Raw genomic sequence first — 22340 nt, 5'->3', positions numbered from 1 at the left:
AGTAACCATTCTCATCAGAGCGATGCTGATATGCCTGAACCTCTGCTTAAAGATAATGAGAGCAATTACACTCATGACAAGCAAGACACTCACGACCACGATGAACACTTAGAACAGACCACGGCACCGCGCGATACCAAAGGCTATCAGCGCACTTTACTGTTTAGCTTTATTATAATCACTGGCTACATGTTTATCGAAGCGATCGGTGGCTGGCTCACCGGTAGTTTGGCACTATTATCCGATGCTGGTCATATGCTCAGCGATGCGGTAGCACTGGGCGCGACGTTAATGGCGTTCAAAATTGGTGAAAAAGCAGCGACCCATCAAAAGACCTTTGGTTATAAGCGCTTTGAGATTTTGGTGGCGGGAGTAAATGGCGCTACTTTGGTTATTATCGCGCTGATGATTTTTTATGAAGCGATTAAACGATTTAACTCACCGCCTGACATTGCTACTCAAGGGATGCTTATCATTGCGACCATCGGCATGCTGATTAATATTTTAGTCGCTTGGTTGATGCACCGAGGTAGCCACGCTGAAAATGAGCATAGCCACGGCGCCAGTACAGACAAAGCATCTGATAGCAAAGCACCGGTGAATTTGAATATGCAAAGTGCTTATTTGCATGTTTTAAGCGACTTGATGGGTTCGGTTGCGGCTATTATTGCCGCGTTACTAATGATAGGTTTTGGTTGGTTGTGGGCAGATGCAGCGGCGTCAGTCATCGTTGCCATCCTGATTTTAATCAGTGGTTACCGTGTCGTACGCGATTCCGTCCATATATTGATGGAAGGCACGCCAGCAGGTATATCGCTGGTTAATGTGGAGCAAAAACTGATCGCTCATCCTCAAGTACACAAGGTACACGACCTGCACGTTTGGAGTATCACCAGCGGCTTAAATGCACTGTCTTGTCACGTTGTCGTCGATGGAGAAATGAGTATTCACGAATCGAGTCTGCTGATTGAGGATCTGGAAAAAAGCTTATTAACACTTGGCATTCATCATGCGACTATTCAGGTCGAAAGCTTATCGCATCCGCAAACAGCTACCCATAGCGATGCGTTAGTCTGTGAGATCTCCGAGCGAGCCGTTGATAATGGGAGTCATATTGGTCACAATCATTGAGCAGCTATATTAGAGTCTGTCAATAACGCTACTCAGAAAAATCTGTATGCTGTATTAATATTAGGGTCTGTTGAACATTCAAATGTGGCACTGGCGGTGGCTATTTTTTAGACAATACGCAGTGAAATTTTTGACGCTTAGTCATTCTAGGTTAGACAATTTCGCCATGTATTGGCAAAAAATAGTCCCGCCCTGAAAGGCTGATGCTAATTTAATACTAAGCCAGCTCTTCATATGGCTGCTATATTGGCAACTCTCATTAAAATTTGCTCAATCACTTTAAAAAAATAAAGTGCCAGTAAGTTTATATGGTTATAATAACTATCAATTAATGATAAATGATCAATTCAAACCCTATTGAACATTGGCAAACATACTTATTAGTATCTTTTTAATTTATTCATTGATGATATACCACTATGTCTAGACGCTCAGCACCTTTTGTCGCCCCAGACTATATCGACGACCCTACCTCAAAAGATGGCAAAAAACACGCCAAGGTTTTGCTATCAACCCTGCAAGAAGACATCGCCAGCTTTCGTGATGCGCAATTTCCACCTGATATTTTGCGACAAGTTCGCGACATGCCTATCTATGAAGGCAATTTAGCCGAAGTCAAAGCCTATCAACAGCGTTGGCAGACTCTGCTCGAACGCGCGATGGCCTTTTATCCTGCGGCCAATCTACCACCTGATTATCTGCCGCTACCAGCTAGCCTCGAAATACCGCAGTTTATTTATCATGTGCAACGACTGCATCTAACCAAAACTCACGCTAAAGAATCTAAAAGTTTTGGCTCAGTCGGTGCACTTACGGATAAATGCGGGGATTACAGCGCTGATGAGATTGCGCGTATGGCAGCCGTATTTGATAACGATGATGAGGCACGTTTGGTCGCTCATCGTGAATTTATTGATTTGCGTGCGTACGTCTTTTGTCGCGATAATAAAGGTGAGATGTTAGATCCTGAGCGCGTGCGCTTTTATCGTACTGGGCTCATTGTCCACGCTTTGCCCAATTTTAAAATGATAGACAGTCGGCAGACACCGCGTAAGCGTCGTAATGATGCTTATAACAATCCGCTTGCCGATAATGGCGTGTGGAAGATTTATCGCAAAAAATAACGTATGCTCGCGTTATTTATTATTGTCCTTCTTGTTTTATATTGACTGTTTTACATTGCTTATTTTATTGCCAATTTTGAGGATTTCAGATGTTCGCTGCCGCCGCCGGCTCACCAAATTTAATGTTACAAGCTACGATTTTCTTGGGAGCCGCGCTGCTCTTTGTCCCCCTTGGCAAACGCTTTGGTATTGCGACCGTCCTTGGTTATTTGATCACCGGACTGATATTAGGGCCTAGTGCGCTAGATGTAGCGGGCGATGCTGAGAGCTTATTACATTTTTCTGAATTTGGCGTGGTGATGCTGCTCTTCATCATTGGTCTTGAGCTCCAGCCTTCACGGCTTTGGGCGCTGCGCCGCTCAATATTCGTCCTTGGCGGCTTGCAAGTCGGTCTGTCCGGCACCTTATTGATGGGTATCCTATATCAATTTTTCTCCTTACAACTCGATACTGCTTTTATTGTCGGCTTCGGCTTGGCGCTCTCTTCCACCGCTTTTGTGCTACAAATACTGACTGAAAAACAGCAGCTCTCTAGTACCCATGGTCGTGAAGCGTTTACCATCTTATTATTCCAAGATATTGCCGTGATTCCTTTATTAGCGGTCATTCCGTTTTTGTCAGGGGTGCGCGAGCAGAGCTATGACTTAATCTATTTTGGCAAGGTTTTCGCCGTTTTCGCTGGACTGATTTTTGCCAGCCGCTATGTGGTTCGACCTTTCTTTAAATTTGTCGCCTCTAGTGGTGCGACAGAATTACTGACTGCGGTCGCACTATTTATCGTCATGGGTGTCTCTATCTTGATGGGTCAAATTGGTCTATCGATGGCGCTTGGCGCATTTTTGACTGGCGTATTGCTGGCAGATTCGGAGTACCGTCACGAGTTGGAAGCCAGTATCGAACCCTTTAAAGGATTGCTATTGGGGCTATTCTTTATGTCAGTCGGTATGTTGACTGATGTCAAACTCATTTTGGCCAAGCCCATCTTTATTATCGGCTGTGCGATGGCATTGATGTTTATCAAATTCGGTGTGGTCACCGCTATCGCAAAAATATCTGGCAATCGATGGCCAACCAGTATCAGGTTGGGGGTGACTCTCGCTCAAGGGGGTGAATTTGCGTTTGTCTTGTTCAGTGTGGCCACCGCCCAAAACGTTCTGCGACCTGAGCTAGCAAACACCCTAAATCTCATTGTGACCATCTCTATGGCGCTGACACCATTGGCATTCTTACTATTAGAAAAAATAGGAGAGCCATTATTTGCCAAAAGCAAACCCAGCCGCGAGTACGACACCATTCCCGATCATGAGCATCAAGTCATTATCGCGGGCTTTGGCCGTGTCGGTCAGATTATCGGTCGTGTATTACGTATGCATAATATTGAATTCACAGCCATCGAACGATCTGCCAATCGGGTGGATTTTGTCCGTCGCTTTGGTAACCAAGTCTATTATGGTGATCCAAAAAACCCTGAAATATTACGTGCCGCTGGTATCAAAAAAGCACGTGTGTTTATTCTTGCCATTGACGACTTAGAGCGCTCTATTACCACCGCTCAATACTTGCGTAAGAACTACCCTGATTTAATCGTCTTGGCACGAGCGCGTGATCGTCAGCATTATTATCGCCTCCGTGAAGTTGGGGTGCGTCATATTTGGCGTGAGACTTATTTATCGTCGTTAGATATGTCGCGTGAGTCCTTGCAGCTGCTCGGCATCTCTCCAGAAAAAGCGCGCGAAACCGTACAGACTTTCCGTGATTATGATGATGATTTGATTGAACGTCAGCAAGCCATCTATGATGATGAAGCCAGCCTGATTGAATCAGTACAGTCATCAATGGCAGAGCTTGAAAGCTTGTTTGATGAGGATATTGGTAAGGCGCGTAAGATGGATTTGAGTGAGTTTTCTGACGCCCTAAAAAACCAAGCGACGCCCGTTGATGAAAAAGACGATATCGTTCCTGACCCCAAAGCTTAACCACCTTTTTTAATCCGTTGAGCAGTTTGGCGGCGCCAGTTTTTCGTTTAGCGAGCTGGTGCATTGCCAACTATCGCCATCTTCCACATGATAAAAAACCACTGTTTGCTCATTGAGATAACGCAGTGGGAATTTAACATCATGAATCGTTCCTATGACAGCACAATCTGTTTTAGGAACGCCCGGCACTTGAGTGTCAATACGCACCAGCACTTGCGGGTCGTCTAGGTTAGATGGCAAATCAATGGGGCACTGCCCAGTCTGTTGGTAAATGACAGCCACACGATTCTGCGTCGTTTTGGTGATGTCATAAGCATTGAATAATATTTCATTGGCTTTTGGCTTCGCGATAATAGGTAAAAACTGCACCTTAATCACCAGTAAGGCGAAAGCAAAAAGCCCAAAACCCAATCCCAAACCAAATAAGCTCACCCCACCCTCTCGGCGCAGATGTGCCTGCTGCGCGGTGTCATCTCGTGGATGGTCATCAATCGCATCAGCGATTTCGCGCCGTGCCATACGGTAATAATAAGCGTCTGTCCAACGCGCCACCATACACGCCCAATACAGCCAAATCATCGCTGCAATACCTAGCCGCGTTGCCATTTGATACGCATCAGGAATATAAGACATCGCCACAAATTCAAAAACAACCAACACAATCGCAATATTGAGCTGAATAAAAGACCAGCCTGCCACGCTATAGACGATCGCATCCATATAGCGCTTGCGATATAGCAGCCAAGGAAAAGTAATAAAAAACGCGGCCCAGTGCCATTTTGGCGATAAATAGCCTTGCTTATCAAACTCCGCGAAGCGCTTGAGATAATAGCGTTGGGTACGATGACCGATAAACCATTTATCTAACTGCTCACGCTTGGCAGCAGTCAGCTGTTCTTGGTAAAAAGGTGGCGGTGAATCTGTCTCGATAAATAACATAGCAGTAGGCTCTCGATAAAAAGCGTATCAATAATCACTGTAAGATACTTTTTTCAGCGAATAATTAGATTAAATACACTCTTTATACTCTTCATTAATATTTCATATTTCTAGAATACCTTTAGTATAAACTGATGCAAAAGCCAATCATGGAGCGACTAAGCTCTTGTCCTTTTCAAATGTAGACATTGATAAGCCGTCAATGAAAATGCTCAGTGCAAAAGATACAATCTGGCGCGATGTTGCCAAATATACTGAAACAGATGAAAACTATTTATCATCTGCTGACGCCAAAGTTTCTACGGACGATATCATCGATGCAGGTTTAAAATTATGCACAAAGGCTTAGAAAATGTTTGAAAGGAGAGTGAAAGCAGTTTACGGTATCAGCAACTGCCTAATAATTGAACGTTCACACTTGCTCATATTTAACCTATAATACGCTTATATTCGCAACTTTATAAAGTCTTAGTAACCCTATGAACCAATCCTCTAATCCCGATAACTCAAATGATATAAATCAAGTGGCTGAGCCTAATACTGCCATCGAGACCGTTTCGCAAAATGATAAACATATTCGTATTGTGAATACTTTTATGAAACGGCGCACGCACATGAATAAGAACGCCGAGCTGGCTCTCACTGATCCAGAGTTTGCTGATTACTTGGTTAATAACAGCTTCGGTGACGGCAATCTTGATGGTATCGATGATTTGCGCGTACTATTCGCCGATACGCCCAACGGTATTGATGCGCCGCTTACTGTAGAGATTGGTTTTGGACTGGGTGACTCATTCATTGAGATGGCAGCTGCCGAGCCTACCCGTAACTTTGTGGGTGTTGAAGTACACGAGCCAGGTATCGGTAAATGTGCTTATATGGCAGGTACAAAAGGTTTAAGTAACGTCAAAATCATTAACGGCGACGCCATACAATTGCTCAAGCAACTTCCAGAAAATCATATCGACCGTATTCAGCTCTACTTCCCTGATCCATGGCAAAAAAAGCGCCATTATAAGCGTCGTTTTGTCAGCCCTGAGCGTATGGCGATTGTCACGCGCAGTTTAAAACAAGGTGGCTGGTTCCATACGGCAACCGACTGGGAGCATTATGCCTTTTGGATGGTTGAGGTTTTAGACGGTTTTTCAGGACTCACCAATCAAGCGGGCGCAGGCAATTTTACTGACCGTCCTGACTTTCGTCCAATGACCAAGTTTGAGCGCCGCGGTTTAGAGCGCGGGCATGGTGTCTGGGATTTAATCTATATTAAAGAGTAAGCCTTATCGCGTTACCCTTAATGACTTTTGACAAAGCGGCTAAGACATTTAGCCGCTTTTTTATGCAGCTGGTATTACCCATCCTCATTTTATCTAAATATATTCAGTATTTAATCAGCCAAACCCTCTGTTTGAGATGCTTTAAAGAATTTTATTTGTTAAATTAACAAAGCAGCAATATGTGAAACATAGCAATTTTGACGAAATTGCCAGATGAAAAAATAGTTGCATGATGGCACAAAACGTATGATTGAATGATTCGCTGATACTATACATCTATGCAAGCATTGGTACTATAAGGGCTGCACGAGTTCTCCCCATAAGCTGTGGATAACCCTGTGTATAAGTCGCTACTTGACAAGAATTTTCCTAGGTGGCTTAAAGGGTTAGGTAAAATCGTTCATTTTTTGTACAATTTAAAAACCTATATTATTCAATAACTTATATGGAAATTTAAATCATAATAAATTATTTTTAATATTTTAAAATATTATTTTAATATTAGCGATGTTTCACATAAGGTAAATAAACGCTATTTATTTGTTGTGGACAACTTATAAATCTATTGACAAACTACCCCATTATCCCGTCTAAAATAATACATAAGTTCCAGCATGGTTCATATAAAATTTCAGTCGTTTATCATGCGACATATAGTGTCGTTTAACATCATCAAACCCGCTATATGATCCGTGGTTTTTGTTATAATTGCCCTACCTAAGTAAGAGTGGCACAAAGAAGTGCTTCATGATTAACGAGCCTAATACAGCTTAGAAGTCACCCCTGTAGCCATTAATTACGGACTTAATTTTACTTTTATCATTATTTGATTTTACTGTATAGTAAGGTGATATATCTAATATTACTATCTATCTCATCGATATGACAACCTATATAATCTAACTGAACGCTGGTTACTATGTAGATAATTATCAGCACTATTGAGCCATTAACTGTCATGGTACGAATATTTTCTTTATAACACCAAATTTATAGTCTTACACCAATGATTGAAGATAAGGAATCCAGTATGGACGACAATAAAGCCAAAGCACTCAAAGCGGCACTAGGTCAAATTGAAAAGCAATTTGGCAAAAACACTATCATGCATTTAGGTGATGACTCAGCCATTATGGATGTTGATGTGGTATCAACAGGCTCATTGGGTCTAGACATTGCTCTTGGTATCGGTGGTCTGCCAAAAGGTCGTATCGTTGAGATCTACGGCCCAGAAAGCTCCGGTAAAACCACCATGACGCTGCAGGCGATTGCAGAATGCCAAAAGCAAGGTGGCGTGTGTGCCTTTATCGATGCTGAGCATGCACTAGATCCCGTTTATGCGCGCAAGCTTGGCGTGAGAACTGATGACCTACTGCTGTCTCAGCCTGATAATGGTGAGCAAGCGCTTGAAATCACTGACATGCTAGTACGTTCTGGGGCGGTTGATATGATTGTCATTGATTCCGTGGCTGCGTTGACACCACGTGCAGAAATTGAAGGCGAAATGGGTGACTCACACATGGGTCTGCAAGCACGGCTAATGAGCCAAGCGCTACGTAAAATTACCGGTAATGCCAAACGCTCAAACTGTATGGTGGTCTTTATTAATCAAATCCGTATGAAAATTGGTGTCATGTTTGGTAGCCCTGAAACCACGACTGGTGGTAATGCGCTGAAATTCTACGCCTCAGTCCGTATGGATATTCGACGTATCGGTGCGGTCAAAAACGGTGATGAAATCATCGGGAACCAAACCCGTGTCAAGGTCATCAAAAATAAAATGGCACCGCCATTCCGTCAAGCCGAGTTTGAAATCACTTATGGCGAAGGTACCAACCACTTAGCCGAAGTGATTGATTTGGGTGTCGAAATTGGCGCAGTCGGTAAAGCAGGCTCTTGGTATAGCTATGGCGATGAAAAAATTGGTCAAGGTAAAGCCAACTCTGTATTGTTCTTGAAAGAAAATCCTGCAATTGCAAAAGAGATTGAAGATAAAATTCGTGATGAAAAACTTGGATCCAAAAAAGAAGCCAAAGCAACGGATACTAATGAAGCCGATGTAGAACTTGCTTCTGAACCTGTTCAATAACGGCTTCATTAGTATCCGTTATCAATGACCATGATTTATTATGGAAATTAAAACCTTAGCCGAAATTCTAGCTGAGTCGGAAGCCGATTCAGCTAGTACTCCTGTCTCTAAACAAAAAACAACCACTCAAAAGTATCTCTCTAAAAAATCTGCTAAGCGATCACAGCCTGTAGTTAAATCAAAATATCCAAAGTCTAGTCCCGCGCGCTCAACTTCTGAGGACGATGAAACGTCTCAAACCTTTGATCACTTCGACAACGACACTAGCTCATTTTTTACTCCTGAACATTCATCCAAATCCTCTAAAACCAAGCCTAAAAAGCGTAAGAAACGCTTTCATCCAGCTGCTAACTTCGAGCCAGAACCTAATAACGTACCTACTTATCAATCACCTGAACCGCAAAGTATCAAAGATATGCTAGCGGAAGTTAAACGTGACATTCATGATAACTCGTTAGATGACAAGTCCAATATAAAAGAAAACTCAGATACAGATAACGTCATCGACGACACCACATTTGGTTCCACCGATGAGCATTTATCAGAACCAGAAAAAGACACTGCTGCAGTTAATCAAATGGACAATTTGCCATCCGCATTAAAAGCCTATCTACGTACTCCTGAACAACGACAGGCCGATGTTGATGCCATTAAAGCGGAAAGCCGCTTACGTTGGTTGGCATTTTACTATTTATCACGCCGTGAACATGGCAAGGCTGAATTAAAACAAAAGCTGCTCGATAAAGAGCAGAATCCTGCCAAAATCGATGCACTACTCGAAGAGTTTGAGCAGAAAGGCTATCAAAGTGACTATCGCACTACCCTCATGCTTATTCGTGAAAATATTCGTAAAGGTCGAGGACGTGGACGTATCAAGCAGGAGTTTTATCGTAAAAAGATGGTGATGCCTGGTAATATCGACGAGCTAATCGATATGGCGAATGCAGAGTCAGATGAGTTTAGCGAATTTGTAGATGACAGCGCCGACAACCTCGTCGAAGGGATTGATTGGCTGAAATTAGCGGTTGCCGCCCGCACCAAAAAATATGGTGACGACATCCCCACTGAGCAAAAAGACAAAGCTCGCCAACTGCGATTTTTACAATATAGAGGTTTCAAGAGTGATATCTGTTTTGCTGCGCTCAACTATACGCTAGACACGTTAGATGAGCGCTTTTAGACTAATGACTCTTAACGATTGATTAGTCGTAAAAAAGAGTACGTGATTAGACATACTCTTTTTTTATTACATTTTTATCAATACTGGTTTGTTAAAAAGCAGCTATTTTAGCGTGGTTATTTTAACATACCCAGTCGACTCGATAACTGACCTATGATTTGCTCAATCTCTTGATTGGCCTCAGCTTCATTGTCTAGGTTGCCGTTTGGCGTCAATTGGTTCATCACTTCTGGCAGCAACTCCGCTAAACCTTGACGCACTTCAGTCTCATTAGCACCAGTCTGTGCGGCTACTTGCTGAATCTCGTTTTCGTCAAATAGTTGGTTGATCTCATTAGGATCCAAATTGTCATTGACCTCATTGCTACTCATCCAAGAACGTACTTGATTGTCGTGACCCATACCTGTAATTTTTGAGAGAGCAGCGCCTAAGCCGCCATTACGCTGAATCCAGCTCAATACCATGGGCATGAGAGCGGCAACCAGCATGCCTTTACCACCGCTACCACTTCTATTACTTTGACCACCCAGTACGCTACCTAAGATGTCGCCCAAGCCACCCGCACCATTGCTCATACCACCGCGTTGACTGCTGCCAGTGAGACTACCTATAATGTCATCCAGACCAAATCCATTATCCGTCTGACGATCATACTGCTGTGGGTTATAACCACCGGTTTGGCCACCGCCCAATACCCCACCTAAAATATCACCCAGCCCGCCAGTGCGGCGTGATGTCGTGCGCTGATTGACAGGATTGCGCTGTGCATCATCTGGAGCCATCGCACTACGTGCTACTTGACTGACTAAATTCCCTAATAAGCTCATAATTTCTTCCTTTTTGTTCACTTTATTTGTTGTTCTAAGCTGCTATGCCATCTGACCAGACCATTATAAAATCAATAGATGGCATAAACGCTGAATATGCTTTTGTAGTTCAATATAACAAATCTATCTTACTATCGAGATAGGTGTTTTGTTATTCACCATATTGGCCTATTAAAATCATTACAAACCTAGGGTCTGTTGAACATTCAGGAGAAACCTCGTGTGCCCAATCAAGTTGTTGTTGCAGCATTCACATTCGCCAGAATATTTAGCTCTCGCCATTGCTCAAGGCTCACTTGATCGCGAAATACAGTCACCGACAAGGGGCGCTGATAAGGCTCTGTAATAATAAAATCAAAGCTCATCGTCCAATAATTATGTTGAACAGTCCTCAATTGTGCTTGCCATAGCCCATCACCTTGACTCGTACGTATCAGAAGTTGCCACTGTTGATCGACACGCTGGTCGAGCGGTGGCTGCGTTAGATGCAATAAAATAGGACGCGACAATGCCAGATAGCTAACAACGGCTGCCGTGATCGTTAATATCAATACATATTGCCATAGCGCCAATGCAGCAAGCCATGCCAATCCAAGCATGACTGACGCCAAACCAAGATACAGTAACGTACGCAAATGGCTAGCGGTCTTGATAGCAGTATCAATCCGTGGTGAGGTAATCATTGTCATATATACAAAACTGCCATATGGGAAAAACCGTCATATTTATCAGATTGTCTCAGTCATCAATACAAATTTAACCACATAAAAGGAAACTCAAAATCATGGATAGCTTAACTGATAAGCTACCCAGCTATAATATAGTCAGTTCGGAATAAAATCGATATATTACTTGTTAGGTACGACTGGTATAAATTTTGCTTCCTGCTATCACAGAGGCTACGAAAAATTCATCCCAATCGCCCTGTATCTGTTTCAAAGTAAATCGACTATATATCCTTAGTATGACGCCATGTTTTAATCTTATTCACTAGCGCCCATATGCTTTCATCATCTGGACGATTTTGATTGGTAAAATAATCCAATAAATCTGGATCTTCATGAGTCAGCATTTGGGCAAAGCTTTCTTGCTCAGCGGGATCTGCTGTTAAATAAAGCTCTTTCACATATAGGTCAATATAAAAGTCCAATTCCTTTAAGCCACGACGGGCTTGATAAATGACACGTCGCTGTTCATTGGTTGGCTCTGGCTGGATCGTAGTGGTCATAGCATTACTCTCATTATTTTAGTAGGTGTTCAGATTAATATTAAATGTTAACTATTAGATATTCATATAGTGCGATAGCAGTGATTAGGGCTATTCTAGCATTGATTTTTTAGTGTTGATTGTAGGCAGATAACTGCTGCCATAACGCCACTGCTTGCTGCATCATCGCGACATTATGGGTACGTATAATACTAGCGCCTTGTTGCAGGGCAAATATACCAGCAGCAACACCGACCGTATCTCGTTCTACCGCCTCAGTTGTAGCCACCGCTTCGACGCCACTTTTGGTCAATACTTCTGCCAAAAAACGTTTGCGGGAGATACCAAACATCATAGGCAAGCCAAGACTTTTTAACTCTCCTAGCTGAGACAATAGCGCGCAATGATGTTCGTAGTTTTTGGCAAAACCAAAACCTGAGTCGATAATTATTTTCTCACGCTTAACACCAACGCTCGTGACCTCATCGATACGAGCGCTTAGCTCCGCACTAACGTCAGCGATGACATCGTCATAAAGCGCCAGATTATTCATCGTCGTCGGCTCACCACGCATGTGCATCAACATAACTGGTATATCAAGCTCCGCCGCTAACGCTGCTGCACCCTCGCGTTTAAGCGCTCGTACATCATTCCAAATATCAGCGCCTGCCTCAAAAGCTGCCTGCATAACGGTAGGATTACTGGTATCTATAGACAACCAAACGGTATTACCAAGTTGCTGTCTAATTGCTTTAACGATCGGCACAACTCGTTTCATTTCTTCAGTGGTAGCAACGGCGTCAGCATTTGGACGGGTAGATTCACCGCCAATATCAATAATTGTCGCACCCGCCTCTATCATCTCTTTGGCATGAGCAAGCGCGCTATCAATAGCATTAAACTGGCCGCCGTCTGAAAATGAATCGGGTGTGACGTTGAGGATGCCCATAATGTGTGGTTGCGATAAATCTAAAGTTTTTTCGCGACTAGAGACGGTATAAATAGGTAAAGGTTGAAATAATGACATAGCCAATCCGTTGTAGATTAAATTTATAAAAACTGGGCTAGCGCTCTATTTTTCTCTTATGATATCAGTAAATCTGCTGTCTTTCTAAATCCTTCATAAAATGATGACAATAAAAAAGCCCTCTATTAAAAAGGGCTTTTTATATTTGCTACTCATGAGCGGTAAACTACATCGCTGGTAATGGCGGCGGAGTCGAACCCGTCGTTTTCACATCGTTTTTGGCTAAGTTTACTTCATTATGCTGGTACACTCTAGGTGGACGTGGATCTTCACCCGCTATGATGTCTTGTAGTTGATCACTATTAATGGTCTCCCACTTCATCAGCGCATCAACCATCGCATGCATTTTCTCTTGATTGCCTTCAATCAGTTCACGAGCAATATCATATTGCTCCTCTAGCATGCGGCGAACTTCGTCATCAACTTTTTGCTGCGTTGCTTCAGAAATCGTACGACCACCGCCACCGAAGTAACCTTGTGAATTGTCATCATCTTCATAGACCATGATACCTAAGGCATCAGACATGCCGTATTTGGTTACCATCGCTCGTGCCATTTTGGTTGCACGTTCAAAGTCGTTTGAGGCACCCGTCGACATTTGATTGATAAAGACTTCTTCAGCGATACGACCACCAAATAAAATTGCAATGTCACTGAGCATTTTTGACTTATACATACTGGTTTGATCATGCTCAGGCAGCTGCCAAGTTACCCCAAGGGCAAAACCACGCGGCATAATCGTGACTTTATGCACTGGATCGGTACCCGGTAGTAGCTCAGCCACTAGCGCATGACCTGCTTCATGATAAGCAGTGGCACGGCGTTCTTCTTCACGGATGACCATTGATTTACGCTCAGGACCCATGTACAGCTTGTCCTTGGCATCTTCAAAGTCATTCATATCGACGCTACGCTTGTTACGACGCGCAGCAAACAAAGCGGCTTCGTTCACAAGGTTGGCTAACTGTGCCCCGCTAAATCCTGGTGTACCACGAGCCAAAGAGTTGGCATCAACACTAACGGTATTCGGCAACTTTCTTAAATGCACTTTTAATATTTGCTCGCGGCCTTTGATATCTGGCAAGCCAACCTGTACCTGACGGTCAAAACGACCCGGACGTAATAGCGCTTTATCAAGAACGTCCGCACGGTTGGTAGCCGCAATGACGATGACGCCTTCATTGCCTTCAAAACCATCCATCTCAACCAATAATTGGTTTAACGTTTGCTCACGTTCATCATTACCGCCGCCCATACCGGAACCACGATGACGACCAACTGCATCAATCTCATCGATAAAGATGATACAAGGGGCACTTTTCTTCGCTTGCTCAAACATATCACGGACACGCGAGGCACCGACACCAACGAACATCTCAACAAAATCAGAACCTGAAATTGAGAAGAATGGTACTTTCGCTTCACCAGCAATCGCTCTTGCTAACAACGTTTTACCTGTACCTGGAGGGCCTACCATCAAGATACCACGTGGAATGGTTGCACCAAGTTTGGTAAATTTATCAGGATCACGCAGGAACTCGACCACTTCGACCACTTCTTCTTTGGCTTCTTCACAACCCGCCACGTCTTCGAAGTTAACCTTGATTTGGTCTTCAGTCAGCATTTTGGCTTTTGATTTACCAAAACTCATTGGGCCGCCGCCTTTACCGCCTGCACCGCCCTGCATATTACGCATAAAGAATAAGAACAGACCAATAATCAATAGGATTGGGAAACTGGCTATCAGTAACTGCATCAACACACTTTGACGTTTCGGTGCTGTGCCCTGAACCTCAACTTGGTTCTCGCGCAATAATGGCATTAGTTGCTCATCAGCCACGGCTGGTCTAATGGTCTCAAATGATGAGCCATTTTTCTTTTCGCCGGTGATCTGCTCGCCATCAATTTCAACACTGGCTACCTGACTTTCTGACACAGCGGTCACAAATTCAGAGTAGTTAAGGCTATCCGGCTCAGACGATTGGTCAAAGCCGCTAAACACCAGCACCAAAACGCCGATTACCACCAGCCACAATAAGGTATTTTTTACCATGTCGCTCACTAGTTATTCCCATCCCTTACTTATTGGTGTGTTTACTAAACACGTGACGTCTATAAACGCATTGCTCATTGCTTGAATAACTGCCTAGACACTTGACACTGTACTTGCATTGCAGCGACTAAAAAGACGTATTAACAAGTACTCGCTATCATTGACCTATCGTAAATGAGCTGATAAAGCGCTTATTTTCAGACGACTTTGCTTAAAACATATGCTCGAAACAAAGTTAATATACCATGATATGTGGTGTTGTCCTGCATAATTCAAGCAGGTTTCACTTTTATTCAGTTAACGATTGTAGCGGTTTTTATAGTGCGATAATGATACTTTATGGTGACTCATCATCTCGCTTACAATAGCAACAACTCATTGATGTTAAAACTATTTAATCGCTATCCAAAACATCTCTTTTGAGCGCGGTCGCGATGCACCTGGCTTGATACTACGAATCTTACTAAAATCGAGCTGCATCTGCTTGCGTAATTCTTGTGTACCCTCGCCTTGAAACACTTTCATAATAAGTGCGCCACCTTCTGGTAAGGTTGCAAGTGCAAAGTCCACTGCTAACTCGCACAAGTACATCATACGCGGCTGATCAATTGCGCTATTGCCAGCAGTATTGGGTGCCATGTCAGACAATACTACGTCAACCTGCCTGTCACCGACTTCTGCCATAATGGCGTCAAAAACCTCAGCTTCACGGAAATCACCTTGGATAAAAGTAACATCAGGCAAGGTATCCATCGCTAAAATATCAGAGGCAATCAAGATACCTTGTTCACCTACCAATTGGCCAGCAACTTGTGACCAACTGCCCGGCGCACTACCCAAATCAACGACCGTCATGCCTTTTTTGATAAGGTTGGTCTTTTCATTTATTTCTAATAGCTTATAAGCAGCACGGGCACGATAGCCATCTTTTTGCGCCTTTTGGACATAATGATCGTCAATATGCTCTTTCATCCAAGCACTGCTGCTCTTTGACAGTTTTTTGTTCTCAATACGCGTGGCCAAAATACCTGCTCCTATTACCTTACAAAACCTGAATACAATTTTTTGAATCGCTTTATCACTGACGAACTAAATTTAATAAAGCGTCGATTACTCTAGATGTGTCATTAATCAGGCTATTTATTCGTTGATGGTCGCAAACTGACCAAATTCTATTGGTTAAAACACTGCTTTATAAGGCAGTAGCGTTTATAATGTGACCAAACATTCAGTTTAACATTTTCGTCACGTAAAATCGTGCAAAATCCTGCTGATCTCATGCAAGATGGGCACAGATTATCTATAATGATCAATCACTGTTTTTTGACAGTACCATTTTTATTTTTACCAACACCTAGGAATTCTATGCAACTCGATAACGCTACTATCAAACGCCTAAAAGGCATCGGTCACGAGCTAAAACCTGTCGTTATGATTGGCAATAAAGGTATTACCCCGACCATTACTGAAGAGATTGATCGCGCTTTATCAGATCATGAGCTCATCAAAGTGAAATTGCCTGCTGGCACAAAAGAAGAACGCGATGTCATCGGTGCTGAGCTTGCCGCAGCAGCAAAGGCCTCTTTGGTACATTCAATTGGCCGCATGGCCTTGTTATTACGTAAAAATCCAAACGCCAACCCTAAGCTATCAAACCTTGCTCGTCACACGCAGTAGTGTGTCATACTCAGCTTGATTTGAGTGTTTTGATACAACCTAAAAGCCGCGATGCAATCTGCTCGCGGCTTTTATTTTTTTGTGAACTTAGGGTCTGTTAAACATTCAAATATTAGGACTGCCAGTTCCACATTTGAATGTTTAACAGACCCTATTATAACTACTTGAGTCATACCAAATTATGAGCCAGACTTTTAACCTTTGCATCGCCACTGAAAAGATAGCAGATGATGCCCAGCAGCTTGGCGTTAGTATAGACACGCTAAGAGCTATCCAAGTCGTTGTGCATGCGACTATCATGCAGCAGCCACAATTGCATTTACAGCTAACCTATCAAATCATCTTGCCCACACAATCTTTGGTGGGTCAATTAGACTGGCCTACTTGGAAAGAAGTAAACGTCGGCTTTACTGACTATTTGTGGGAAGAGAGCTGTCTTGAATGCTTTATAACAGGTAACTCAATAAATAATCACGATATGGCTGACATTAGCAGTAATTCGACTTATATTGAAGTTAACGCCAGCCCAGATGGTCGTTATGCGCTTTATCAGTTTGACAGCTATCGAAACCCTACCACTCTGCCACCACCCCCTTTGTTATCAGCAAATGGGCGTACACTCGCAAAGATTAGCTGGACTGACCGCGCAAATACGCATGTATCATCAATAAATGCCAATGCCTCGAAAAAATTATCGAAAACGCATACACCTCATAGCTTCGAGCGAACCTTCGGTGTGCCATTAGACAAATTGTCTAGCCAAAATTTTGCTATCAATAATATGACTATTGAGCACATACATCCTTGCGTCATTTTATGGTTCGGTGAAACCACTTTATATTTCGCACCTACACATGCCTCCCCGCCTGACTTTCACGACCGTCGCTACTGGTCTAGGTTTGATCCTGCAACTGCCTTACTTAACCAGCTAGCGTCATCGATAGCAACTGAACGATAACGCGTATCTAGGGCGTGTTTTCAATTCACTCGATAGTCATCTAAATGGGCTAAAAATGGCTAAATCTTGCCAAACATCGTCAAATAGCTGGTTAATATCCCGATATTATCTGCGCTATTTTTCTTATTTGACGGCAATTTATCTCATTTTTATCACCATTTTTAAAATGAAGACACGCCCTAATATTATTAAACAAAAAAAACCAGCAATGTCATTAAGAGCATTACTGGATTCGGAGAAAACGGTTTACTTAAAACACGATGTACTTGACGCTTATTAGTCAGCCATTGCAAGGTAAATACCACGGTCTGATGCATCATCAACGTACTGCGAGTCACGCCATGTGGTATAGCTATAAGTTCCACTGTATGGGCTAATGCTATTTTGACGGAAGTCCGATACCCAATCATTGCCATCAAAGATCTGGATATGACCATGTGGACGACTTGACGTGCGATTGTAGACTACAACATCACCAATTTGTGGCGACATATCGTTACTGATTTTGCTAAAGCCTGCTTGAGCAAGCGTACCACGAGAGGCGTACTGATAAGCTGAAGGATTTGGCGTAAATTCATAACCTGCTGATTGTAGCGCTTTGCGTACGTAGCGAGCACAGTAACCAGAGCTTCTAGATAGCGCTACTCGTGACGCGCTTGCTGCTGCCATGGCAGGAGCAGAGTTGCGATCAGGCACACGGCTGGCTTGCTGCTGACGCTGCTCATACGATAAACGACTGGTTAGCGAGGCAAGCTGATATTCTTTTTGCTTGGCATGTGCGCTTAAGTTGTCAATCGCTTGGCTGATTTCGTCGTTGCTATATACATGAGCACCACTATTAGTGCTATAGATGTTACGACTAGAACCGTAGTTCGCAGAAGTAGAGATATTGGTGATGGTATGACTCAAGGTATTATTTGGTTGAAAGGTGGTCTCGGCAGCACCACTCGTTTGTGCTATGCCCATTCCCAGTACTGACAAAATTAATAAAGCTTGTTTCATAAATTTACTACCTATTTGTTAATACAAGACTGCTCGTCATCCGTGACAAAGCATCAATTAGTTTAGAGGACATAATCATCAAATAAACATGATAAAATCCTTAGTACAACAGCTCACTCTTTTTTCTACAGTAACTAACGCTGGTATTATTGGCAGCGCGGTCTTCTGCTTCATAAATCGTTTGCTATCCATCCCATATATATATTGAGCTTATTTGTTATGAATATCGATTTTGTCACCTATTAGATGAGTCATTACGATGTCAAAAAAACAGCCTAATCGGCTTGCCCAACTTATTGATCATCAAGCTTTTGCTGGTAGCGCGCTACCCCAAACCCTTGCTGACAATATGCGTCTATATATTGAAGCAACCACTGAGATAAAAGAGCTTCTAATAGACTGTCTACCGGAAGAAATTCTTAGTACCTGCTGGGTCGTTGGCTTAACCTCTGAGCAATTAACACTCAGTGTGGGCTCAATGACCGCTGCTAACCATATTCGCTATTTACAGAACGCTTATTTGCAGATATTAACAGAGCAGTCGATTACATTTAAACAACTCAAGCAAATTCGCGTCGTTGTAGCTAAAATAGCTGCGCATAGTCTTTCATCTAAAAAACCATTAGCGCTATCAGCAACTTTATCAAAGTCTCACAAAGCCAATGAAAATCAGGCTCTTAGCCAAAACACAAAGCGGACTATATCACAGGCCGCAGAGCATGTCACCACTGATGAAAAGCTCAAAAAAGCACTTTTGCGCTTAGCAAATCATTAAAAATCCTGACTTCATAATGTAAAGTTATGTAACTATTTCCAAAAACCGTGGCCATTTACGCTAGGTTTTTGTAATGACGTAAACAAAAAAAATCATCTGTTAGTCAGCTTCACAATGTGAATACGACTAACAGATGATTTTTTGATTACCTACAGCGTCGGTATTATCTACGCTAACGTTGTATTGTTTAAAAATACTTACTTATATATCTATGTATGAGAATATAAATTAATGGTTCTTATAACCATTTTATGTAATATTGCGTAAATGTTTCGATACTTCGTGTGTATTCCTGTATTCATCCTTCAACTGCTACCCCTTTTAGGGGCAAATATTCGATAGGACAGGTTACATTGTCATCAAAAGTTACAATTTCAAAGCTATCAGGATTAGACAATATCTCACGTACCAACAAATTATTTAATGCATGACCAGACTTATAAGCGTTAAAACGACCCAAAATTGGATAGCCAATCAGATATAAATCGCCTAGAGCATCCAAAATTTTATGACGCACAAACTCATCATTAAAACGTAAGCCTTCTTCATTAAGGATATTGGCCTCGTCGATGACAATCGCGTTTTCCATGCTACCGCCTAAAGCCAAGTTATTCTGACGTAGGGCTTCGATGTCTCGTAAAAAACCAAAAGTACGCGCTGAACTCAGCTCTTCTATAAAGTTTTGCGTTGAAAACTGTAGCTGTGCATGCTGAAAGTTTTTATCAATAGCAGGATGATCAAAGTCAATCTCAAAATTTAATTCAAAGCCTTCATAAGGGCGTAGCTCTGCCCATTTATCGTCTACTTTTACTTTTATTGGTCTTACAATCTTAATGAACTTCTTTGAAGCTTCTTGCTCACAAAAACCAGCTTGCATCAGTAACGCGACAAACGGTGCAGCACTACCATCCATGATAGGTATTTCTGATGCGGAAACACGAATCAATAGGTTATCAACACCCAGTCCAGCAATTGCACTTAATAGGTGTTCTACAGTACCTACACGTGCGCCACCGAATACGAGATTGGATGACATCATAGTATCTTGTACTAAGAAAGCACTGGCTGGAATTGGCTGACTGCCTTCAATATCTGAGCGCTCGAAAACAATACCAGTATCAACTGGCTGTGGATGAAACTCTAAATCAACAGGCTGACCACTATGGAGACCGGTACCTGTAACAGCTATCGCTGCTTTTATGGTTCGTTGGTTCATGGCTGTTTTCCCACATATTTTGTTACAATTGACCTAGTGTACCATTATCCACACCCCATTCGCCATAGTTAAAAAGCGTTAATTTTCTTATCTCTTTGATTGATAACACTTATCGTGATTTTTTTATTCGAATGAATAATATTTTACCGATCTATAAATTACCTTAATAAACAGCTAGTTACGAATGAATATAATGATTACAGCATATATCGCATGGTACATGACTAAGGCATGTTTAATCCTTTAATCATGTACTAACAGAGACTATCTGTGAACGTTCAGCACGCTCTAATAACGGCTTACTAAAAAATAATGTTTCAAAAAAAATCATTTCTTATGGATGGGCACAAAAAAGCCAACGACATAGCGCTGGCTTTTTATAATCACTAGAAGTAAACAATGATTATTTATTTTGTTGACGCTTTAAATAGTCTTGAATGCTGTTGGTCTTGGTTTTGGGCTGCTCTTGCGTCGGATTTGCACGCGCTAGACTATCCTGATGCAGCTGCGCTTGTGACTGCTTTTGGCTGTTTAGCGCACTGGTATGCAAGTTAGGATCAACAGGCTGTGTGCTATTCACAGAAGGCACAGGCTGCTCCACTACTTCTGGCTCTTGGCCTGCATTTTCATCCAACGTCAAACCCGTTGCAATAACGGTCACATGTAGATCTTCACCCATTTTTTCATCGATGACAGAACCATAGAAGATATGGGCATCATCGATATCGGTAATTTCTTCGACGATTGCGCTGATTTTGCTCATCTCATCTAATGATAATGACTCAGAAGAGATAACGTTAACTAGTAGACCTTTGGCGTTTTCTAAACGTAAATCATCAAGCAATGGTGATCTAATGGCTTTTTCGGTTGCTTGACGCGCACGATCATCACCGCTGGCACGACCAATACCCATCATGGCGTGACCTTTAGCAGTCATCGCCGTACGGATATCGTTAAAGTCAATATTGATCATACCTTCGCTTGCGATGGTTTCAGCAATACCTTGCACGGCGTGTAATAACACATCATCCGCTTTTTTGAACGCATCTTGCATAGAGATATTGCCGTAGACGCTCATCAGCTTGTCATTTGGAATGGTAATGATAGAGTCAACGAAGTTAGTCAGTTGCTCAATACCAGCCTTAGCTGCTTTGATACGTTTCCCGCCTTCAAACTTGAAAGGTGTAGTCACAACAGCGACCGTCAATACTTCCATCTCTTTGGCAATACGAGCCACGACTGGCGCTGCACCCGTACCAGTACCGCCGCCCATTCCAGCGGTAATAAAGACCATATCTGAATGTTCGAGTAACGCACGGATGGCTTCTTCTTCGCTTTCTGCTGCTTCACGTCCGACTTCTGGATTGGCACCAGCGCCTAGACCGCGGTTCGTTTTTGCGCCAAGTTGTAACTTATGCGGCGCTGTCAGACGATCAAGTGCTTGTTTATCCGTATTAGCACAGACGAACGTCACACCTCTAATTCCTTGTTGTACCATATGTTCAACCGCATTACCGCCACCACCACCCACACCGAATACTGTGAAGCTTGCTTGGCCGTTATTTTGAAGCTGGTTATCATCTGGCATGGTGTATTTTGACATAAAAAAGATTCTCCAGTTGCAGATAGCGTGATGGTCGATACATGGTAACGCACTCATATGACGCGCTATCGACTTACTATATATAAATGTATTTAAATAAAACAGGGCTATATCTTAAACCGTTAAGCTTGGACGAAAATATGTCATCATTGCTCAGGGTATTAACTTCAATGTTACTTTCAATATTGCTTTCAATGTTACTTTTGATATTACGTTATACGCTTAATTATGGTACATCTTTCAAAACAACAACGCTTATTGTATAAGCATTCTTTTATA

Annotated in this window: 20 protein-coding genes; 10 read left to right on the top strand and 10 right to left on the bottom strand. The window is 42.5% G+C overall.

Going from position 1 to position 22340, the window contains the following annotated elements:
• Positions 1-30: 30 nt before the first annotated feature.
• The 3 genes from AAEY72_RS04165 (at position 31) to AAEY72_RS04155 (ending at position 4231) form a co-directional block, all read left to right on the top strand.
• On the top strand, positions 31-1131 hold the full coding sequence (locus tag AAEY72_RS04165) for a cation diffusion facilitator family transporter (RefSeq protein ID WP_502945345.1): 1101 nt from the start codon (positions 31-33) through the stop codon (positions 1129-1131).
• A 419-nt stretch (positions 1132-1550) separates the two neighbouring features.
• Positions 1551-2255 (top strand): hypothetical protein, encoded by a 705-nt coding sequence (locus tag AAEY72_RS04160; protein ID WP_352309543.1) that lies wholly within the window; start codon positions 1551-1553, stop codon positions 2253-2255.
• A gap of 89 nt (positions 2256-2344) precedes the next feature.
• Positions 2345-4231, top strand: a complete 1887-nt coding sequence (locus AAEY72_RS04155) for a monovalent cation:proton antiporter-2 (CPA2) family protein (protein ID WP_010201442.1) — start codon at positions 2345-2347, stop codon at positions 4229-4231.
• 9 nt (positions 4232-4240) lie between these two features.
• On the opposite strand, the gene AAEY72_RS04150 is transcribed toward AAEY72_RS04155, so the two are convergent.
• On the bottom strand, positions 4241-5170 hold the full coding sequence (locus tag AAEY72_RS04150) for a DUF2628 domain-containing protein (protein ID WP_352309542.1): 930 nt from the start codon (positions 5168-5170) through the stop codon (positions 4241-4243).
• Positions 5171-5336: 166 nt separating this feature from the next.
• Here AAEY72_RS04150 and AAEY72_RS04145 point away from each other — a divergent pair, with 166 nt between their 5' ends.
• The 4 genes from AAEY72_RS04145 (at position 5337) to AAEY72_RS04130 (ending at position 9716) form a co-directional block, all read left to right on the top strand.
• Entirely contained in the window at positions 5337-5519 is a 183-nt protein-coding gene (locus AAEY72_RS04145) for a hypothetical protein (RefSeq protein WP_352309541.1), read from the top strand.
• Between the two features lie 130 nt (positions 5520-5649).
• Positions 5650-6447: a tRNA (guanosine(46)-N7)-methyltransferase TrmB gene (trmB, locus tag AAEY72_RS04140; RefSeq protein WP_352309540.1), complete on the top strand. Its 798-nt coding sequence runs from the start codon at positions 5650-5652 to the stop codon at positions 6445-6447.
• Positions 6448-7477: 1030 nt separating this feature from the next.
• Entirely contained in the window at positions 7478-8536 is a 1059-nt protein-coding gene (gene recA, locus AAEY72_RS04135) for a recombinase RecA (protein ID WP_352309539.1), read from the top strand.
• A gap of 40 nt (positions 8537-8576) precedes the next feature.
• The gene (locus AAEY72_RS04130) at positions 8577-9716 is read left to right on the top strand and encodes a regulatory protein RecX (RefSeq protein WP_352309538.1); all 1140 of its coding nucleotides are present in this window, start codon (positions 8577-8579) and stop codon (positions 9714-9716) included.
• 116 nt (positions 9717-9832) lie between these two features.
• Here the strand turns inward: AAEY72_RS04130 and AAEY72_RS04125 are convergent, their stop codons facing one another.
• The 6 genes from AAEY72_RS04125 to AAEY72_RS04100 form a co-directional block, all read right to left on the bottom strand.
• Entirely contained in the window at positions 9833-10543 is a 711-nt protein-coding gene (locus tag AAEY72_RS04125) for a YidB family protein (protein WP_352309537.1), read from the bottom strand.
• Between the two features lie 230 nt (positions 10544-10773).
• The gene (locus AAEY72_RS04120; protein WP_010201452.1) at positions 10774-11232 is read right to left on the bottom strand and encodes a hypothetical protein; all 459 of its coding nucleotides are present in this window, start codon (positions 11230-11232) and stop codon (positions 10774-10776) included.
• Between the two features lie 260 nt (positions 11233-11492).
• Positions 11493-11771, bottom strand: a complete 279-nt coding sequence (locus AAEY72_RS04115; RefSeq protein ID WP_352309536.1) for an FAD assembly factor SdhE — start codon at positions 11769-11771, stop codon at positions 11493-11495.
• A gap of 109 nt (positions 11772-11880) precedes the next feature.
• The gene (folP, locus tag AAEY72_RS04110; RefSeq protein WP_352309535.1) at positions 11881-12777 is read right to left on the bottom strand and encodes a dihydropteroate synthase; all 897 of its coding nucleotides are present in this window, start codon (positions 12775-12777) and stop codon (positions 11881-11883) included.
• A 166-nt stretch (positions 12778-12943) separates the two neighbouring features.
• Positions 12944-14839, bottom strand: a complete 1896-nt coding sequence (gene ftsH, locus AAEY72_RS04105) for an ATP-dependent zinc metalloprotease FtsH (protein ID WP_308430273.1) — start codon at positions 14837-14839, stop codon at positions 12944-12946.
• A 381-nt stretch (positions 14840-15220) separates the two neighbouring features.
• The gene (locus tag AAEY72_RS04100) at positions 15221-15853 is read right to left on the bottom strand and encodes an RlmE family RNA methyltransferase (protein WP_025652421.1); all 633 of its coding nucleotides are present in this window, start codon (positions 15851-15853) and stop codon (positions 15221-15223) included.
• A gap of 342 nt (positions 15854-16195) precedes the next feature.
• On the opposite strand from AAEY72_RS04100, the gene AAEY72_RS04095 reads away from it, so the two are divergent.
• Both AAEY72_RS04095 and AAEY72_RS04090 read left to right on the top strand, forming a co-directional pair.
• The gene (locus tag AAEY72_RS04095; RefSeq protein ID WP_010201459.1) at positions 16196-16507 is read left to right on the top strand and encodes a YhbY family RNA-binding protein; all 312 of its coding nucleotides are present in this window, start codon (positions 16196-16198) and stop codon (positions 16505-16507) included.
• 181 nt (positions 16508-16688) lie between these two features.
• On the top strand, positions 16689-17465 hold the full coding sequence (locus tag AAEY72_RS04090) for a DOMON domain-containing protein (RefSeq protein WP_352309534.1): 777 nt from the start codon (positions 16689-16691) through the stop codon (positions 17463-17465).
• Between the two features lie 276 nt (positions 17466-17741).
• Here the strand turns inward: AAEY72_RS04090 and AAEY72_RS04085 are convergent, their stop codons facing one another.
• On the bottom strand, positions 17742-18467 hold the full coding sequence (locus AAEY72_RS04085) for a CHAP domain-containing protein (RefSeq protein ID WP_352309533.1): 726 nt from the start codon (positions 18465-18467) through the stop codon (positions 17742-17744).
• 259 nt (positions 18468-18726) lie between these two features.
• Between AAEY72_RS04085 and AAEY72_RS04080 the strand changes: the two genes are divergently transcribed.
• Positions 18727-19242: a hypothetical protein gene (locus AAEY72_RS04080; RefSeq protein WP_352309532.1), complete on the top strand. Its 516-nt coding sequence runs from the start codon at positions 18727-18729 to the stop codon at positions 19240-19242.
• A gap of 298 nt (positions 19243-19540) precedes the next feature.
• Here AAEY72_RS04080 and lpxC read toward each other — a convergent pair whose 3' ends face one another.
• Complete coding sequence (lpxC, locus tag AAEY72_RS04075) at positions 19541-20458, bottom strand: UDP-3-O-acyl-N-acetylglucosamine deacetylase (RefSeq protein ID WP_189585450.1); 918 nt, start codon at positions 20456-20458, stop codon at positions 19541-19543.
• Between the two features lie 403 nt (positions 20459-20861).
• A complete protein-coding gene (ftsZ, locus tag AAEY72_RS04070; protein ID WP_010201472.1) occupies positions 20862-22061 on the bottom strand; it encodes a cell division protein FtsZ in 1200 nt (399 codons plus the stop codon).
• Positions 22062-22340 lie beyond the last annotated feature (279 nt).

The organism is Psychrobacter sp. W2-37-MNA-CIBAN-0211, assembly GCF_040309405.1.
Taxonomy (GTDB): Bacteria; Pseudomonadota; Gammaproteobacteria; order Pseudomonadales; family Moraxellaceae; genus Psychrobacter; species Psychrobacter glaciei.
Note: the sequence above shows the minus strand (reverse complement) of the source record. Positions and strands in the feature narration are given on the sequence as shown.

Excerpts from the sequence above, each read along its gene's own strand:
- lpxC (WP_189585450.1), bottom strand. The coding sequence starts at position 20,458 with ATGAACCAACGAACCATAAAAGCAGCGATAGCTGTTACAGGTACCGGT.
- AAEY72_RS04150 (WP_352309542.1), bottom strand. The coding sequence starts at position 5,170 with ATGTTATTTATCGAGACAGATTCACCGCCACCTTTTTACCAAGAACAG.
- AAEY72_RS04165 (WP_502945345.1), top strand. The coding sequence starts at position 31 with ATGCCTGAACCTCTGCTTAAAGATAATGAGAGCAATTACACTCATGAC.
- folP (WP_352309535.1), bottom strand. The coding sequence starts at position 12,777 with ATGTCATTATTTCAACCTTTACCTATTTATACCGTCTCTAGTCGCGAA.
- trmB (WP_352309540.1), top strand. The coding sequence starts at position 5,650 with ATGAACCAATCCTCTAATCCCGATAACTCAAATGATATAAATCAAGTG.
- AAEY72_RS04155 (WP_010201442.1), top strand. The coding sequence starts at position 2,345 with ATGTTCGCTGCCGCCGCCGGCTCACCAAATTTAATGTTACAAGCTACG.
- AAEY72_RS04115 (WP_352309536.1), bottom strand. The coding sequence starts at position 11,771 with ATGACCACTACGATCCAGCCAGAGCCAACCAATGAACAGCGACGTGTC.
- recA (WP_352309539.1), top strand. The coding sequence starts at position 7,478 with ATGGACGACAATAAAGCCAAAGCACTCAAAGCGGCACTAGGTCAAATT.
- AAEY72_RS04085 (WP_352309533.1), bottom strand. The coding sequence starts at position 18,467 with ATGAAACAAGCTTTATTAATTTTGTCAGTACTGGGAATGGGCATAGCA.
- AAEY72_RS04120 (WP_010201452.1), bottom strand. The coding sequence starts at position 11,232 with ATGACAATGATTACCTCACCACGGATTGATACTGCTATCAAGACCGCT.
- AAEY72_RS04090 (WP_352309534.1), top strand. The coding sequence starts at position 16,689 with ATGAGCCAGACTTTTAACCTTTGCATCGCCACTGAAAAGATAGCAGAT.
- AAEY72_RS04095 (WP_010201459.1), top strand. The coding sequence starts at position 16,196 with ATGCAACTCGATAACGCTACTATCAAACGCCTAAAAGGCATCGGTCAC.
- AAEY72_RS04125 (WP_352309537.1), bottom strand. The coding sequence starts at position 10,543 with ATGAGCTTATTAGGGAATTTAGTCAGTCAAGTAGCACGTAGTGCGATG.
- AAEY72_RS04160 (WP_352309543.1), top strand. The coding sequence starts at position 1,551 with ATGTCTAGACGCTCAGCACCTTTTGTCGCCCCAGACTATATCGACGAC.
- AAEY72_RS04080 (WP_352309532.1), top strand. The coding sequence starts at position 18,727 with ATGTCAAAAAAACAGCCTAATCGGCTTGCCCAACTTATTGATCATCAA.
- ftsZ (WP_010201472.1), bottom strand. The coding sequence starts at position 22,061 with ATGTCAAAATACACCATGCCAGATGATAACCAGCTTCAAAATAACGGC.
- AAEY72_RS04130 (WP_352309538.1), top strand. The coding sequence starts at position 8,577 with ATGGAAATTAAAACCTTAGCCGAAATTCTAGCTGAGTCGGAAGCCGAT.